Below are 13,726 nucleotides of genomic sequence, written 5' to 3'. Positions count from 1 at the left end.
ACCGCCCCGCGCACGACCGCCCCACCGCGCGACCGCCCCACCGCTCTCCCGTTCTTCCGCTCTCCTGCTCTTCCGCTCCACGCGCACGGCACTTCACTTCCGCCTCGTGACGCGGACGACCGCCTCACGGACACCAGAAGGGGACCACCGTCATGGACCAGAACCTCACCGCCGCCACCGCCGCCGTCACCGAGCCCTCCGACGTCACCGAGGCCGGCACCGGCGCGCAGGACGCGGCGGGCGGGATCACCCTCCGGGGCCGCAACGGGGCCTGCGCCCGCGCCCGGGTCCTGGCCGGCATGGTCCTCACCAGCGGCATCGTGATCACGCTGTCCACCCTGGACACCTCGGTCTCGGCGCCCAGCTGACACCGGCCCGACACCCGGCCGACCGTACGGCGGAACAGGCGCGGACCCGCACCGAGCGGGTCCGCGCCTGTTCCGTCCCCCCGGCACCGGGCCCCCGGTCACGCGGGGAGGCCTGCCGCCGGGGCGGGTCGGCGCACTAGGATCTGCGTCCATGCGTTCCCAAGCGCCATCCCTGGTCGGGCGGGACCCCCAACTCGCCCTTCTCGAACGTGCCATGGCCGACGCGAGGCGGGGCAGCGGCGGTGTCGTCTTCCTGGTCGGCGAGGCCGGGGTCGGCAAGTCACGGCTCGCGGCGGAGGCCGTGGGCGGTGCGCTCCGGGGCGGTATGCCGGTCCTGCGGGGCCGCTCCTCCACCACCGGGCCCGCCGTGCCGTTCCGCCCGCTGACCGAGGCGCTGATGTCGCTGTTCCGGGGCGGCGAACCGATGGACGACCTGGTCCTCGGCCCCTACCGCCCGGTGCTGGGGCGGCTGATCCCCGAGTGGGACACCGGGGAACGCGAAAGCAGCTCCATGGTCATCCTGGGCGAGGCGGTGCTGCGGCTGCTCATCGCCGCCGGACGCGGCCGGGGCATGCTCCTGCTGCTGGAGGACCTGCACGACGCCGACCCCGAGACCTTGGGCGTTCTCGAATACCTGGTGGACAACCTGGCGTACACGCCGGTGCTGCTGCTGGCGACCGTGCGCACCGACTTCAGCGACGCCCTGGACCTCGCCCAGTCGGCCCGCCGCCGCGGGGCGGCGACCCTGATGGACCTGCACCCCCTGTCCCGGCCCCAGGTGCGGGAGATGATCTGCGCGCAGCTCGGCGCGGACGGCCCCGAGGAGGTGCCCGCGCCGGTCCTGGACCGGCTCTGGGAGGACAGCGCGGGCAGCCCCTACCTCGTCGAGGAACTGCTCCAGTCGATGATCGGTGCGGGCACCCTGGTGCAGGGGGCGGAGGGCTGGCGCGCGGTCGGCGATCTGCGGCGTGACGTTTCCTCAACGCTGGCCCGCGGCATCCTGCGCCGCGTCGACCGGCTGGGCACCGAGAGCCTGACCCTGCTGTCGGCCGCCGCCGTCCTCGGCCGCCGCTTCCCGCTCACCGTGCTCCAGCGCATGACGGGCGTCGACGACCGGGCCCTGCTCTCCCATCTGCACGCCGGGGTGGCGGCCCGCCTGGTGGTGCCGGACGAGCCCGCGCCCGACTGGTACTCCTTCCGGCACTCCCTCACCGTGGAGGCGCTGTTCACCCAGATGACGCCCGGCAGGCGGGCCGATCTCGCCCGGCGGGCCGCCACGGCGGTCGAGGAACTCCACCCCGGCCTGGGCGGCGACTGGTGCGCGCTCGCGGCCGGGCTGCGCAGCGCGGCCGGGGACCGGCTGGAGGCGGGCCGCCTCTTCGCGGACGCGGGCGGGCGGGCCCTGGTCGCGGGCGCGCTGGGCTCCGCCGTGACCATGCTCAGCCAGGCCGAGTCCCTGCTCGCCGACGCGGACGACCCCCAGACCCGCGCCCAGGTCCTGGAGAACCTGCTGCCCGCCCTCGCGGAGGCCGGGGACTTCGCCCGCGCCTTCGACCTCGTCGACGACCTGCACGCGCTCGGCGGCGCGGGGCTGAGCCCGGTCCGCCTGGCGACACTGCACACCCGGCTGGCCAAGGTCGCCCACACCGCCGGGCGGTGGAGCGACGGCAACCGGCAGATCGTCCGCGCCCGCGAGATCCTGTCGGCCGCCCCGGACGAGGCGGCCCAGGCCGCCATCGACGTGACGGCCGCCTACCTCGCCCTGGACACGCCGGGCGCCGACCGCACCCAGCACGCCGAGAAGCTGGCCCGCTCGGCCGCCGACACCGCCGAACGGCACGCGCTGCCCGTCGTCGCCTGCCAGGCCCGGGAACTCCTCGCGACCGTGGCCCGCGAGCGGGACCCGCAGGAGTCGCGGGGGATGCTCGAACAGGCCCTCACCACGGCCGAACGCCACCGGCTGCCCCTGCAACGCATGTACGCCGGGACCCGTATGGCGGGCAACGCCTGGCTCGACGAGGGCGACACCGCCCCGCTGCTCGCGGCCCGCGAGGAGGCGCTGCGGCTCGGCTCGGTGCACATCATGCACACCGTGGACGGCATCCTCGTCCTCGACGCGGTGCTGCGCGGCGACCACGACACCGCCCGCACGGCCGCCGCCGAGTGCCTCTCCGTGGTCCGCCGCCTGCGGCTGGCCCCGGCGGTGCGCTACGTCCTGATGGCGCAGGCCGTCCTCGCCGCGCACCGGGCGGACCGTACGGCGATGGAGGCGACGCTCGCCGCGTTCACCGAGTGGGACGGCGCCGGGTCCCAGGAGGAGCCCCTGTGCCTCGGCCTGGCGCGGACCTTCTGCGCGCTGCTGGAGGAGGACGCCGGGCTGGCGCGCGCCGAACTCGGCACCCTGCTGGCCCTGGAGGCGGACAACCCGTCCACCTACCACCTCAGCGGCACCCACGGTCTGGTGCTCCTGCTGGACGTGCTGGCCGGGGACGCGGACCGGGTCCGGCACGAGGAGATCGGCGCCACCGCCGTGGCCCGGATGCGCTGGAACCGGCAGTTCGTGCTGCTCGCCGACGCCGTCCTGCTCGGCCGGGAGGGAGCCCCGGCGCGGGCCACCGCCGCGGCCGAGGCGGCGCTGGCCGTGTCGGAGCCGTATCCGCTGGCGCAGCACCTGGGGCTGCGGCTCGTCGCGGACGCGGCGCACCGGGACGGCTGGGGCGATCCGGTGGGCTGGCTGCGGCGGGCCGAGCACTACTTCCACGAGCGGGACGTCACCGCCGTCACCGGGGCCTGCCGGTCGGCGCTGCGGCGGCTCGGCGCCCCGGTGCACCAGCACCGCTCCGGGACCACCGGCATCCCCGAGGAGCTGCGCGCCCAGGGGGTGACGGTGCGGGAGTTCGAGGTGTTCCGGCTGCTCGCGGAACGGCTCGGCAACAAGGACATCGCCGACCGCCTGTTCATCTCCCCCCGCACGGCGGAGAAGCACATAGCGAGCCTCATCACCAAGACCGGCGCCACCAACCGCGCGGACCTGTGCGCCCGTTCGGCGGCCCTGCGCTCCACCTGACGGCGTCGGCCCCACCGGGGATCGCCCCCGACCGGCACGGACGACGGCCGGTGCCCCGCCCTCCTCCGGCCGGAGCCACGCGGGCCCGGCCGGGTGGCCGGCCGCGCCCCCGCGGGCACGTCCGGCCACCCGGTGTCTCCCCGCCCGGCCCTGTCACCGCATCGCGCGGACCTGGCGGGAGCCGAGGACCGCCAGGGAGGTGAGGGCGAGGACGGCGGCCACGGTGCCGAAGAGCGCGAAGGCGCCGACGCCCGCGAGGGCGCCGCAGAGGATGAGGGACAGGGGGGCCACGGCGTAGCCGAGGACCATGTCGACGGAGACGACGCGGGTGAGGACGTCCTGGGGGATGTTGCGCTGGATCCAGCTGAGGCCGAACACGCCCTGGAAGCCGATCCCGAAGCCCATGGTGAGGACGGTGACGACCACGGCGGCGGTCTGGTCGACCAGGCCGAGGACGGCCATGCCGACGCCGAGCCAGCCCGCGAGGGCGGCCACCAGCAGGCCGACGCGGGGCCGCCCGCCGAGGGCGCCGCCCGCCAGGGTGCCGAGGACGGCGCCGCCCGCGAGCGCGCCGTTGAGGACGCCCAGGGTGGCGGAGCCGCCGCGCAGCACCTCGTCGGCGAGGGAGGCGAAGCCGACCGTGAAGGGACCGGCGTAACAGAAGTTGACGGCGGTGTCGAGGACGACGACGGTCCGCAGGCGGGGGTCGCGGAGGGTGTAGGTGACGCCCTCGCGGATGCGGGCGCCCAGGGACGGCTGGTCGGGTTTCCTCCCGGCCGGGGGCGTGGACGCCGGGGCGGTGCGGGGGCGGGCCGGGATGCGGGAGACGAACCAGCCGCAGAGCGCGAAGCAGACCGCGTCGACGAGGAAGGCGACGGGCGCCTCGGTGAGGGCGATGACGAGGCCGCCGACGGCGGGGCCGAGCACGGCGGCGGTCCGGGCGCCCGCGCCGAGCAGGGCGTTGGCGGGGGCGAGGAGGTCCTTGTCGACGACGGAGGGCAGGATCGACACCCGGGCGGGCTGGAAGAAGGCGTCGACGGCGCCGAACGCGGCGGCGGCGACGCACAGCATCCACACCGTCAGGTGCCCGGTGAGCCCGGTGACGCCGACCCCCGCCATCAGCGCGGCCCGGGTCCAGCTGGAGGCGACCATGAGGGTGCGGGTGGACCAGGTGTCGCCGAGCGAGCCACCCACCAGGGTGAGCAGCGCGCGGGGGACGGCCTGGAAGGCGAGGACGTAGCCGAGGGTGAGGGTGGAGCCGGTCAGGCCGAGGGTGATCCAGGAGAACGCGACGACGCTGAAGCCGTCACCGAGGAGGGACAGCGACTGCCCCAGCCACAGGAGGCGGAAGGGCCGGTGCCGGGCGGGCGTCCACAGCCGTGGCCGGGGGCCGTCGAGGGTGGTGGCCATCGTGTGCCTTTCGTTGCGCGGAGGGGTGGCGCGGGACGGCCCCGTCAGTAGCGGACGGGCAGCGCGGTGAGGCTGCGGTTGAGCAGGGAGGGCTGCCACGCGACGCGGCCGGGGTCGGCGAGGGTCAGTGCGGGCCGGTCGGTGACGAGGGTGCGTACGGCGGCGACCGCGACCAGCCGGGCCAGCGCGGCGCCGATGCAGAAGTGGGCGCCGAAGCCGAAGCCGAGGTGGGTGGCGCCGGTGCGGCGCACGTCGAACCGGCCGGGGTCGGGGAAGCGGGCCGGGTCGCGGTTGGCGGCGGCGGTGACGAGGAAGACCCGGTCCCCGGCGCGCAGGGTGCGGCCGTCGAGGTCGACGTCGCGGGCGGCGGTGCGCACCGACATCTTGGACGGCCCGTCGAGCCGCAGCGTCTCCTCCACCGCCCCCTGGGCCAGGTCCGGTTCGGCGCGGACGGCGGCGAGCTGGTCGGGCCGGGTGTGCAGGGCGAGGACGGTGTTGGCGATGAGGTTGCTGGTGGTCTCGCCGCCCGCGAACGCCATCTGGGTGAGCATCCCGACGAACTCCTCCTCGGTGACGGAGTCCCCGACCCGGCCCTCCCGCAGCACCTGGCTGATCAGGTCGTCGCCGGGTTCGGCGCGCCGCCGGGCGACGAGGGCGCCGAGGTAGTCCTCCAGGCTGACGAGGGCCTGGAGGGAGGCGCGGTACTCGCTCTCCTCCTGCGCGGTGCCGAGGACGAGGTCGGCGACGCGGGCGTTCCAGTACCAGAAGGAGGCCGCGTCGGTGCGGGGGACGCCGAGCCAGCGGGCGAACACCAGCGCGGGCAGCGGTTTGGCGACGTCGGCCATGAGGTCGCCGGTGCGGCCGGGGACGGCGCCGCGGCTGAGGACGGCGCGGGTCGCCTTCTCGGTGAAGGTCCGGTAGCGGGCGACGGCGCGGGCGGCGAAGGACTCCTGGAAGACCTGGCGGAGTCTGCGGTGCTGGGGCGGGTCGTTGAAGACCATCCACCGCGACAGGATGCCGAAGGCGCGTTCGGCGTCCTCGCTCGCGCCCTGCGGTACGGCGTCCATCAGCGGCCGGACCCGGTCGGCGGAGATCCCCGGGTCGCGCAGGCAGCGCATCACCTGGTCGTAGCCGGTGACCAGCCAGCTGTGGTGCAGGGGGCTCCAGTGCACCGGCGCGTGGGCGCGCAGCGCGTCGAGGTGGGCGTAGGGGTCGGCGACCATGTCCGGGGAGAGCAGGTAGCGCTCGGCGAAGGCGGGCGCGGGGGCCGGGGCAGCGGCCGGGACCGGGCCGGGTGCGGCGGCGGTGACCGGGCAGCGTGCGGCGGCGGGGGCCGGGGCGGTGGCGGGGGCGGCGGTCGGGGTCATCGGGTGGCCTCTTCCTCGATCGTGACGAGCAGGTCGGCGATCCGGGCCACGCGCGGCTCGGCCATCATCGACATGTGGTCGCCGTCGCTGACGTGCAGGGTGAGCCCGCCGCCGGCCACCGACCGCCAGCGCGCGACGTAGGTGTCGTAGTCGACGTCCAGGCCGGGCATCGTGCGGCCGCGCGGCAGTCCGGCCGCCTCGCTGCCGACGACGAGGTGCACCGGGCCGGGGTAGGGGCGGACCTCGTAGCCGGCGAGGGCGGCGAGCAGGGAGTGCCAGACCTCGATCGGCGCGTCCTCGACCAGCGCCGCCTCGGCGGGGCTCATCCCGGCGCCGAGGAGGACGGCGGTGAGTTCGGCGGTGGCCCGCTCGCGCTGCGGGGAGGCGGGCAGCTCGCGGACCCGGTCGCGCAGCCGCAGCGCCTGCCGCAGGTCGCGGGTGACGCCCAGGAGGCGTTCGCGGGCGGCGGTGTTGGGCAGGTACGGCTCGATCAGCACGAGCGGAGCGACGGTGTGGCCCGCCCGGTGCAGCTGGGTGGCCATCTCCAGGGCGATGTTGGCGCCCATGGACCAGCCGAGCAGGGCGTGCGGGCCGCCGCCGTCGCGTTCGGTCAGTTCGGCGACGTAGTTGGCGGCGATGCCGGTGACCGTGCCGGGGTCGACGCCGCCGAGCAGGCCGCGGGCCTGGAAGGCGTGCACGGGGCGGCCGGGCGGCAGGGCGCGGGCCAGCGGCACGAACCAGGCGGCGCTGCCACCGGTCGGGTGCACGCACCACAGGGGGTCGCCCGCGCCCTCCCGCAGCCGGACCTCGGAGGTGACGACGGCGGGGACGCCCCCGTCGGCGGTACGGGCGGCGTGCGCGGCGAGCCGGGCGACGGTCGGGTACTCGATGAGGTCGCCGACGGAGACCGGCAGACCCCGGCCGGTGGCCATGAGGGAGACCCGGACGGTGGACAGGGAGCTGCCGCCGATGCGGAAGAAGTCGTCGTGGACGCCGATCCGGGAGAGCCCCAGCACCTCCCGCCAGATCTCGGCGAGGAGCTTCTCCGCCGGGGTCGCCGGGGCGGTGTACGCGACCGCGCTGTCCTGCGCCTCGGTCGGCGGCAGGGGCAGCGCCCGCTTGTCGATCTTGCCGCTGCGGTTGACGGGCAGGGCGTCGAGGACGACGAACCGGGCGGGCACCATGTAGGCGGGCAGCGACGAGCGGAGCGCGCCGCGCAGCGTCTCGGGGTCGGTGCGGTCCGGCCCGTCGACGACGAGGTAGGCGACCAGGGCGGGTTCGCCGCCGGGCAGGTCGGTGCGGTGCAGGACGACGGCCTGCCGGACCCGGGGCAGCCGGCGCAGCGCGTGCTCGATCTCGCCGAGTTCGATGCGGAAGCCGCGCAGCTTGACCTGCGCGTCGCGGCGGCCCAGCCACTCCACGCTGCCGTCGGGGCGGTGGGTGCCGAGGTCGCCGGTGCGGCAGAGCCGTTCGCCGGGGGCGCCGTAGGGGTCGGGGACGTAGGTGGCGGCGGTGAGGGCGGGGCGGCCGAGGTAGCCGCGGCCGACGGCCCGGCCGCCGAGGTAGATCTCGCCGGGGACCCCGGCGGGGACGGGCTGGAGGTCGTCGTCCAGGACGTGGACGCGGGTGTTGCGCATGGGGGTGCCGATGGGCGGATGGCCCTGGCCGGGGGCGAGTTCGGCGGCGAGCGACCACACGGTGGTCTCGGTGAGGCCGTACACGTTGTGGAAGCGGCGGCCCCGCGACCAGACGTCGGCGAGTTCGGCCGGGCAGGACTCGCCCGCGACCTGGAGGACGCGCAGCTCCGGGAAGGCGTCGTCGCCGAGGACGGCGAGGGCGCTGGGCGGCAGCATCGCGCCGGTGATCCCGGCGTCCTTCAGGGTGCGGGCCAGGTCGGGGCCGGGGCGCAGGTCCTCCTTCGGCGCGGTGACGAGCCGTCCGCCGTTGGCGAGGGACCAGGTCAGCTCCAGGATCGAGGCGTCGAAGCCGAAGGACGCGAACTGGAGGACCCGGTCGGCCGCGGTGGGCCGGATCAGGTCGCGCTGGCCCTCGATCATGTTGGACAGCCCGCGGTGCGGGACGGCGACGCCCTTGGGGGTGCCGGTGGAGCCGGAGGTGTAGATGACGTAGGCGAGGGTGTCCGCGTCGGGCTCGGGGCCGGTCACGGGGCCGACTGGCTCGGCGGGTTCGTCCAGGTGGATCACGGGTCCGTCGAAGGGCACCGTCCCGGAGAGGGCGCGCTGGGTCAGGAGGACCCGCATCCGGCTGTCCCGCGCCATGAACGCGAGGCGGTCGGTGGGGTGTTGGGGGTCGAGGGGGACGAAGGCGCCGCCGGAGCGCAGCACGCCGAACGCGGCGCGCACCAGGTCGGGGCCGCGCTCCGCGCAGATCCCGACGACGGTCTCCGGTCCCACCCCGAGCCGCCGCAGCCGCCACGCCAACTGCTCGGCCTGCTCGTCGAGTTCGGCGTACGTCAGGGTGTGCCCGCGGTGTTCGACGGCGACGGCGTGCGGGGTGCGGCGGGCGTGCTCGGCGAGGTGCTGGTGGAGCAGCAGGGGGGAGGAGGGGATCTCGGGGCCGCGGGCCCACACGTCCAGCGCGGTGGCGCGGGCCCGGCCGGTGAGGGCGGGGCGGGTGATCCGGGCGTGCGGGGCGGCGGTCATGGCCTCCAGCTGGGTGACGTACACGTCGGCGAGCTGTTCGGCGGTGGCGGGCTCGACGTACTCGGGGTCGGCGTCCAGCGTGAAGGCGTTGACGCTCGCGTTGACCAGCAGCGGGAACATGGTGCGGGCGATCTCCAGGGAGTCGTCCCAGGAGTCGTGCGACAGCCGGTGGAAGTTGACGTAGTTGAAGACCGTGTCGGTCAGGCGGGGTTCGGTGGGCCGGAGTCCGGCGATCCGGACGAGCGGCACCCGGCGGTGCGGCATCATCTCCTGCTCGGCGGCGAACACGTCCCGCAGATAGGCGAGCCAGCTGCCGCGCGGGCGGGCCACACCGAACGGCACGGTGTTGAGGAACAGTCCGCGCATCCGGTCGGCGCCGGGCAGTTCGGGGCGGCCGTTGGTGACGAGTCCGACGCTGTGGCCGAGGACGTCGTCGCCGCGGTCGGCGAAGAGGCTCATGGTGTGGTGGAAGGCCGTCATCAGCACCGTACGGCGCGGGACGCCGGCCTCCTTGGCGAGGGCGCCGATGCGTTCGGCGAGGTGGGCGTAGGAGCGGCGGGCCTCGTGCACGACCGGGCGGGCGGCGGCCGAGGCCGCGGCGGGCGGCCTGCGGCGCAGGGTGACGGGGCGCAGGTCGGCCAGCCGGTCGCGCCAGTACCGCAGCGCCTCCTCGCTGCCGAGGGCGGCGCGTTCCAGGGCGACGTACTCGGCGAAGGCGGGGGCGGCCGGGGGGCGCGGGGCGGTGCGGTGGGCGACGGCCTCGCGGTGCAGGGCCAGCAGGTCGGCGACGAGGGAGGTCAGGCTCCAGCCGTCGAGGACGACGTGGCAGTCGGTGAGGACGAGCCGCAGGTCGTGGTCGGTGACGTGGTGGAGGTGGAGACGGACCAGGGGGGCGGCGGCGAGGTCGAAGCGGCGGCCGAACTCCTCGTCGACGAAGGCGCGCAGCCGGGTCCGCTGCTCCTCGCGGGTCAGGCCGCGCAGGTCGGTGTAGCCGACGGGCAGCCGGACGGCGCGGTGGACGAGCTGGAGGGGCTCGGTGTACGTGACGAGGTCGACGGAGGTGCGCAGGATGGGGTGTCCGGCGACGGTGGCGTCCACGGCGGCCTGGAAGGCGTCGGGGTCGAAGCCCTCGGGCACGCTGATCTTGAGGTCGGTGACGTTGTGGTAGGCGCCGCGCCGGGGGTCGGCCAGCATCTCGTGGAGCATGCCCGCCTGGAGCATGGTGAGCGGGTAGGCGTCGGCGAGCCCGTCGGGCAGCCGCTCGGCGTCGGCGGGCGCCAGCTGGGAGAAGGGGGCGACCGGGTCGGGGGTGTCGCCCGCGTCGTGGACCAGGTCGGCGAGCGCGGCGAGGCTGCGGGAGCGGAAGACGTCCGCGACGCTGAACCCGAGTCCGGCGAGCCGGCCGACGCCGACCAGGCGCAGCGCCAGGATGGAGTCGCCGCCCAGGTCGAAGAAGTTGTCGGTGCGGCTGACGTGTTCGGCGCCGAGGACCTGGCTCCACACGCCCGCCAGGGCCTCCTCGACGGGCCCGCGCGGCGGCACGTGCGCGCCGCGGGTGGACACGTCGGGGCGTACGGAGGTGAGGGCGGCGCGGTCGACCTTGCCGTTGGCGGTCAGGGGCAGCCGCTCGTGGCGGACGAACAGCGCCGGGACCATGTGGTCCGGCAGCGTCAGCCGGAGGCCCTCGCGCAGGGCGGGCGGGTCGAGGGGGCGGCCCTCGGGGGTGACGACGTGGGCGACGAGGCGGGCCGTGCCGCCGTCGCGGCGGGCGACCACGGCGACGTCCGCGACGCCGGGCAGGACGCGCAGGGCGGTCTCGATCTCGCCGGGCTCGATGCGGTAGCCGCGGATCTTCACCTGGTGGTCGGCGCGGCCGACGTAGCCGAGCTGTCCGTCGGGCAGCACCCGGACCAGGTCGCCGGTGCGGTACATGCGGGAGCCGGGGGTGCCGAAGGGGTCGTCGAGGAAGCGTTCGGCGGTCAGCTCGGGCCGGTTGCGGTAGCCGCGGGCGACGCCGCCGCCGGAGACGTACAGCTCCCCGACGCTGCCGGGCGGGACGAGGCGGCCCCACGGGTCGAGGACGTAGCCGTGCTGGCCGTCCAGAGGGTGGCCGACGGGTGAGCGGGTCGCGCCGTCGACGTCCTGCGCGGTGATCGTGCGGACGGTGACGTGGACGGTGGTCTCGGTGATGCCGTACATGTTGACCAGAGAGGGGCGCGGCCCCGGCCCGGTGAACCAGTCGCGGTAGTCGCGTACGTCGAAGGCGTCGCCGCCGAACACGACGGTCCGCAGGGCCAGTTCACCGAAGCCCGCGCCGGTGCCGGTGCCGGTGGCTTCGGCGGGGGTGTCCTCGATGTGGGCGCGCAGGCCCTTGAAGGCGGCCGGGGTCTGGTTGAGGACGGTGACGCGTTCCTCGCGCAGCACCCGGTGCACGGCGGCCGGGTCGCGCACCTCCTCGGCCGTCAGGACGACGACCCGGCCGCCGCTGGTGAGCGGCGCCCACAGCTCCCACACGGAGAAGTCGAAGGCGGGCGAGTGCATCAGCGTCCACACGTCGGCGGGGCCGAAGTCGAAGTGCCGGTCGGCGGCGCCGAGCAGCCAGGCCAGGTTGCCGTGGGTGATCTCGACGCCCTTGGGGGTGCCGGTGGAGCCGGAGGTGTAGATGACGTAGGCGAGGTCGCCGGGGGCGGCGAGGACGTCGCCGGGGTCGGCGGCCGGGGCGGTCCCGGCCCGCGGGTCCGGGGCGGTCCGCGTCTCCGCGTCCATGACCATCAGGCGGGCCGGCAGGTCGGCGACGGCGGGCCGGGTGGCGGTGTCCGTGACGATCCAGTCGATGCCCGCGTCGGTGACGGTGAACGCGCGCCGGGCCGTCGGGTGGGTGGGGTCGAGCGGCAGATAGGCGGCCCCGGCCCGCCAGACGGCGAGCAGGGCCACCGCCAGGTCGGGGGTGCGGTCGAGGCAGACACCGACGAGCGAACCGCGGGTGACCCCGGCGGCGCGCAGCCGCCGGGCGAGCGCGGAGGCCTCGGCGTCGAGGCGGGCGTACGTCAGCTCGCGGCCCGAGCCGCGGACGGCGATGGCGTGCGGGGTGGCGCGGACGTGGTCGGCGAGGCGGGCCTGCGCGGTGCGCGCGCCGCCCTGGTCGCGGCCCGCGCGGGCCGGGCCGTCCGGGCCGAGCAGCAGGGCGCGTTCGGCGGGCGTGAGCGGGTCGACGGTGCCCAGCGGCGTGTCGGGCGCGGCGCAGAACGCCTCCAGCAGCGTCACCGTGTGCCGGGCGAGGGCGGCGACGGACGCCTCCTCGAACAGGTCGGGACGGTAGACGAAGACCAGGTCGGTACGGCCGCCGCCGTCGCGCAGGTCGAGGGTCAGGTCGAACTTGGCGGTCGTCAGCGCGATCGGGTACAGCGTCCCCGCGGCCGGGCCCAGGCGGAGGCCGCCGCCGGAGCCGCCGGTCCCGGTGTGCGTGTAGAGGACCTGGACGAGCGGGTTGCGGGCCAGGTCACGGTCCGGGCTGAGCGCGTCGACGATCCGCTCGAACGGCACCGACTGGTGCGAGAACGCCTCCAGGACCGCCTCCCGGGTCCGGGCGAGCAGCGCGGCCGGGGTCGGGTCGTCGCTGAAGTCGCCCCGCAGGACGAGGGTGTTGACGAAGAAGCCGACGAGCTGCTCCGTCTCGGCCCGGTCGCGGCCCGCGACGATCGTGCCCACGGCGATGTCGCGCTGCCCGCTGTGGAAGGCCAGCGCGGCCTGGAAGGCGGCCAGCACCGTCATGTACGCGGTGGTCCCGGCGCGGCGGCCCAGGGCGGCGAGGGCGTCGGTCAGCGCGGGCGGCAGGGTGACGGTGTGCGCGGCGCCGTCACCGGACGGCGTGTCCGGGCGGGGGCGGTCGGTGGGCAGCTCCAGCGGGGTGAGCCCCGCGAGCCGGGAACGCCAGTGGTCGAGCGCCGCCGAGGCGTCCGCGTCGCGCTGCCAGATCGCGTAGTCGACGTAGTCGAAGGGCAGTGCGGGCAGCCGGGGGTCGCCGCCCTCGGTCCGGGCGCGGTACAGCTCCGCCAGGTCCCGCACCAGCAGATCCAGGGACCAGCCGTCGGAGACGATGTGGTGCATGCCGAGGACGAGGACGTGGTCGTCGTCGGCGGCCCGGACCAGCGTGGCCCGGAAGCCCGGTTCGCGGGCCAGGTCGAAGGGGCGTACGGCGGCGGCGTGCACGGCCGCGTCCAGCAGGCGTTCCCGTCGCTCGCCGGGCGGTCCGGACGCCTCGGCCAGGTCCAGGACACCCGCGTCGGGCGGCAGCACCCGCTGGTACGGGACGCCCTCGTGCTCCGGGAACACCACCCGCAGCTGCTCGTGCCGGGCGACGAGGTCGGCGACGGCGGCGCGCAGGGCGGGCACGTCCAGGGGGCCGGTGAAGCGCCAGCCGGCCGGGAGCAGGTAGGTGGCGGCGCCCGGGTCGAGGCGGTCCAGGAAGTACAGGCGCTGCTGGGCGGCGGACAGGGGGATGCGGTCGGGGCGGGGCCGCACCCGTGCGGGGCCGTCGGCGGGGGTTCCGGCGAGGCCGCGGAGGCGCTGTGCCAGCAGCCGCTGGGCTGCGGGGGACAGGCGACCGCCTGCGGGGGCGCCTGCGGCGGGCTGGGCGGGGCGGAGGTCGGATGTGGTCATGGGGCACTCCGGATCTTGGGAGCGGGGTGGGTGAGGTGTGCGGGGTGGGAAGGGTGCAGTGCGCGGTTCCTCGCGCCCCTGGGGTGGGGTGCCGCCCCCGGGGTTGTTTCGTGGCCGGAGACCCCGTGGGCGTGCGCGGTTCCCCGCGCCCCTTAGGGGGTGACCTGTGCGGGTCGGCTTGCGTGCTGTGCG

5 protein-coding genes are annotated in these 13,726 nt (G+C 76.0%); 2 read left to right on the top strand and 3 right to left on the bottom strand.

The window, feature by feature from the left end; genetic code table 11:
- The first annotated feature begins 152 nt into the window (after window positions 1-152).
- Together ACIQPQ_RS33540 and ACIQPQ_RS33535 are read left to right on the top strand one after the other, a co-directional pair.
- Complete coding sequence (locus tag ACIQPQ_RS33540; protein ID WP_401311584.1) at window positions 153-368, top strand: hypothetical protein; 216 nt, start codon at window positions 153-155, stop codon at window positions 366-368.
- A gap of 151 nt (window positions 369-519) precedes the next feature.
- Window positions 520-3,435 (top strand): AAA family ATPase, encoded by a 2,916-nt coding sequence (locus ACIQPQ_RS33535; RefSeq protein WP_401311580.1) that lies wholly within the window; start codon window positions 520-522, stop codon window positions 3,433-3,435.
- Between the two features lie 153 nt (window positions 3,436-3,588).
- On the opposite strand, the gene ACIQPQ_RS33530 is transcribed toward ACIQPQ_RS33535, so the two are convergent.
- Genes ACIQPQ_RS33530 through ACIQPQ_RS33520 form a run of 3 tightly spaced genes read right to left on the bottom strand, consistent with a single transcriptional unit; the run spans window position 3,589 to window position 13,534 of the window.
- The gene (locus ACIQPQ_RS33530; RefSeq protein WP_401311577.1) at window positions 3,589-4,845 is read right to left on the bottom strand and encodes an MFS transporter; all 1,257 of its coding nucleotides are present in this window, start codon (window positions 4,843-4,845) and stop codon (window positions 3,589-3,591) included.
- A 44-nt stretch (window positions 4,846-4,889) separates the two neighbouring features.
- Window positions 4,890-6,212 (bottom strand): cytochrome P450, encoded by a 1,323-nt coding sequence (locus tag ACIQPQ_RS33525; protein WP_401311574.1) that lies wholly within the window; start codon window positions 6,210-6,212, stop codon window positions 4,890-4,892.
- Entirely contained in the window at window positions 6,209-13,534 is a 7,326-nt protein-coding gene (locus tag ACIQPQ_RS33520; protein ID WP_401311572.1) for an amino acid adenylation domain-containing protein, read from the bottom strand. The genes ACIQPQ_RS33525 and ACIQPQ_RS33520 overlap by 4 nt, the downstream gene beginning before the upstream one ends.
- Between the last annotated feature and the right edge of the window lie 192 nt (window positions 13,535-13,726).

This window comes from Streptomyces sp. NPDC091281, assembly GCF_044757425.1.
Lineage (GTDB): Bacteria > Actinomycetota > Actinomycetes > Streptomycetales > Streptomycetaceae > Streptomyces.
The sequence above is the reverse complement of the archived record's forward strand: the minus strand, read 5'-3'. Positions and strand labels throughout refer to the sequence as shown.

Bases quoted from the DNA above. Each gene is read 5' to 3' on its own strand.
- ACIQPQ_RS33540 (WP_401311584.1), top strand. From the start codon at position 153: ATGGACCAGAACCTCACCGCCGCCACCGCCGCCGTCACCGAGCCCTCC.
- ACIQPQ_RS33535 (WP_401311580.1), top strand. From the start codon at position 520: ATGCGTTCCCAAGCGCCATCCCTGGTCGGGCGGGACCCCCAACTCGCC.
- ACIQPQ_RS33530 (WP_401311577.1), bottom strand. From the start codon at position 4,845: ATGGCCACCACCCTCGACGGCCCCCGGCCACGGCTGTGGACGCCCGCC.
- ACIQPQ_RS33525 (WP_401311574.1), bottom strand. From the start codon at position 6,212: ATGACCCCGACCGCCGCCCCCGCCACCGCCCCGGCCCCCGCCGCCGCA.
- ACIQPQ_RS33520 (WP_401311572.1), bottom strand. From the start codon at position 13,534: ATGACCACATCCGACCTCCGCCCCGCCCAGCCCGCCGCAGGCGCCCCC.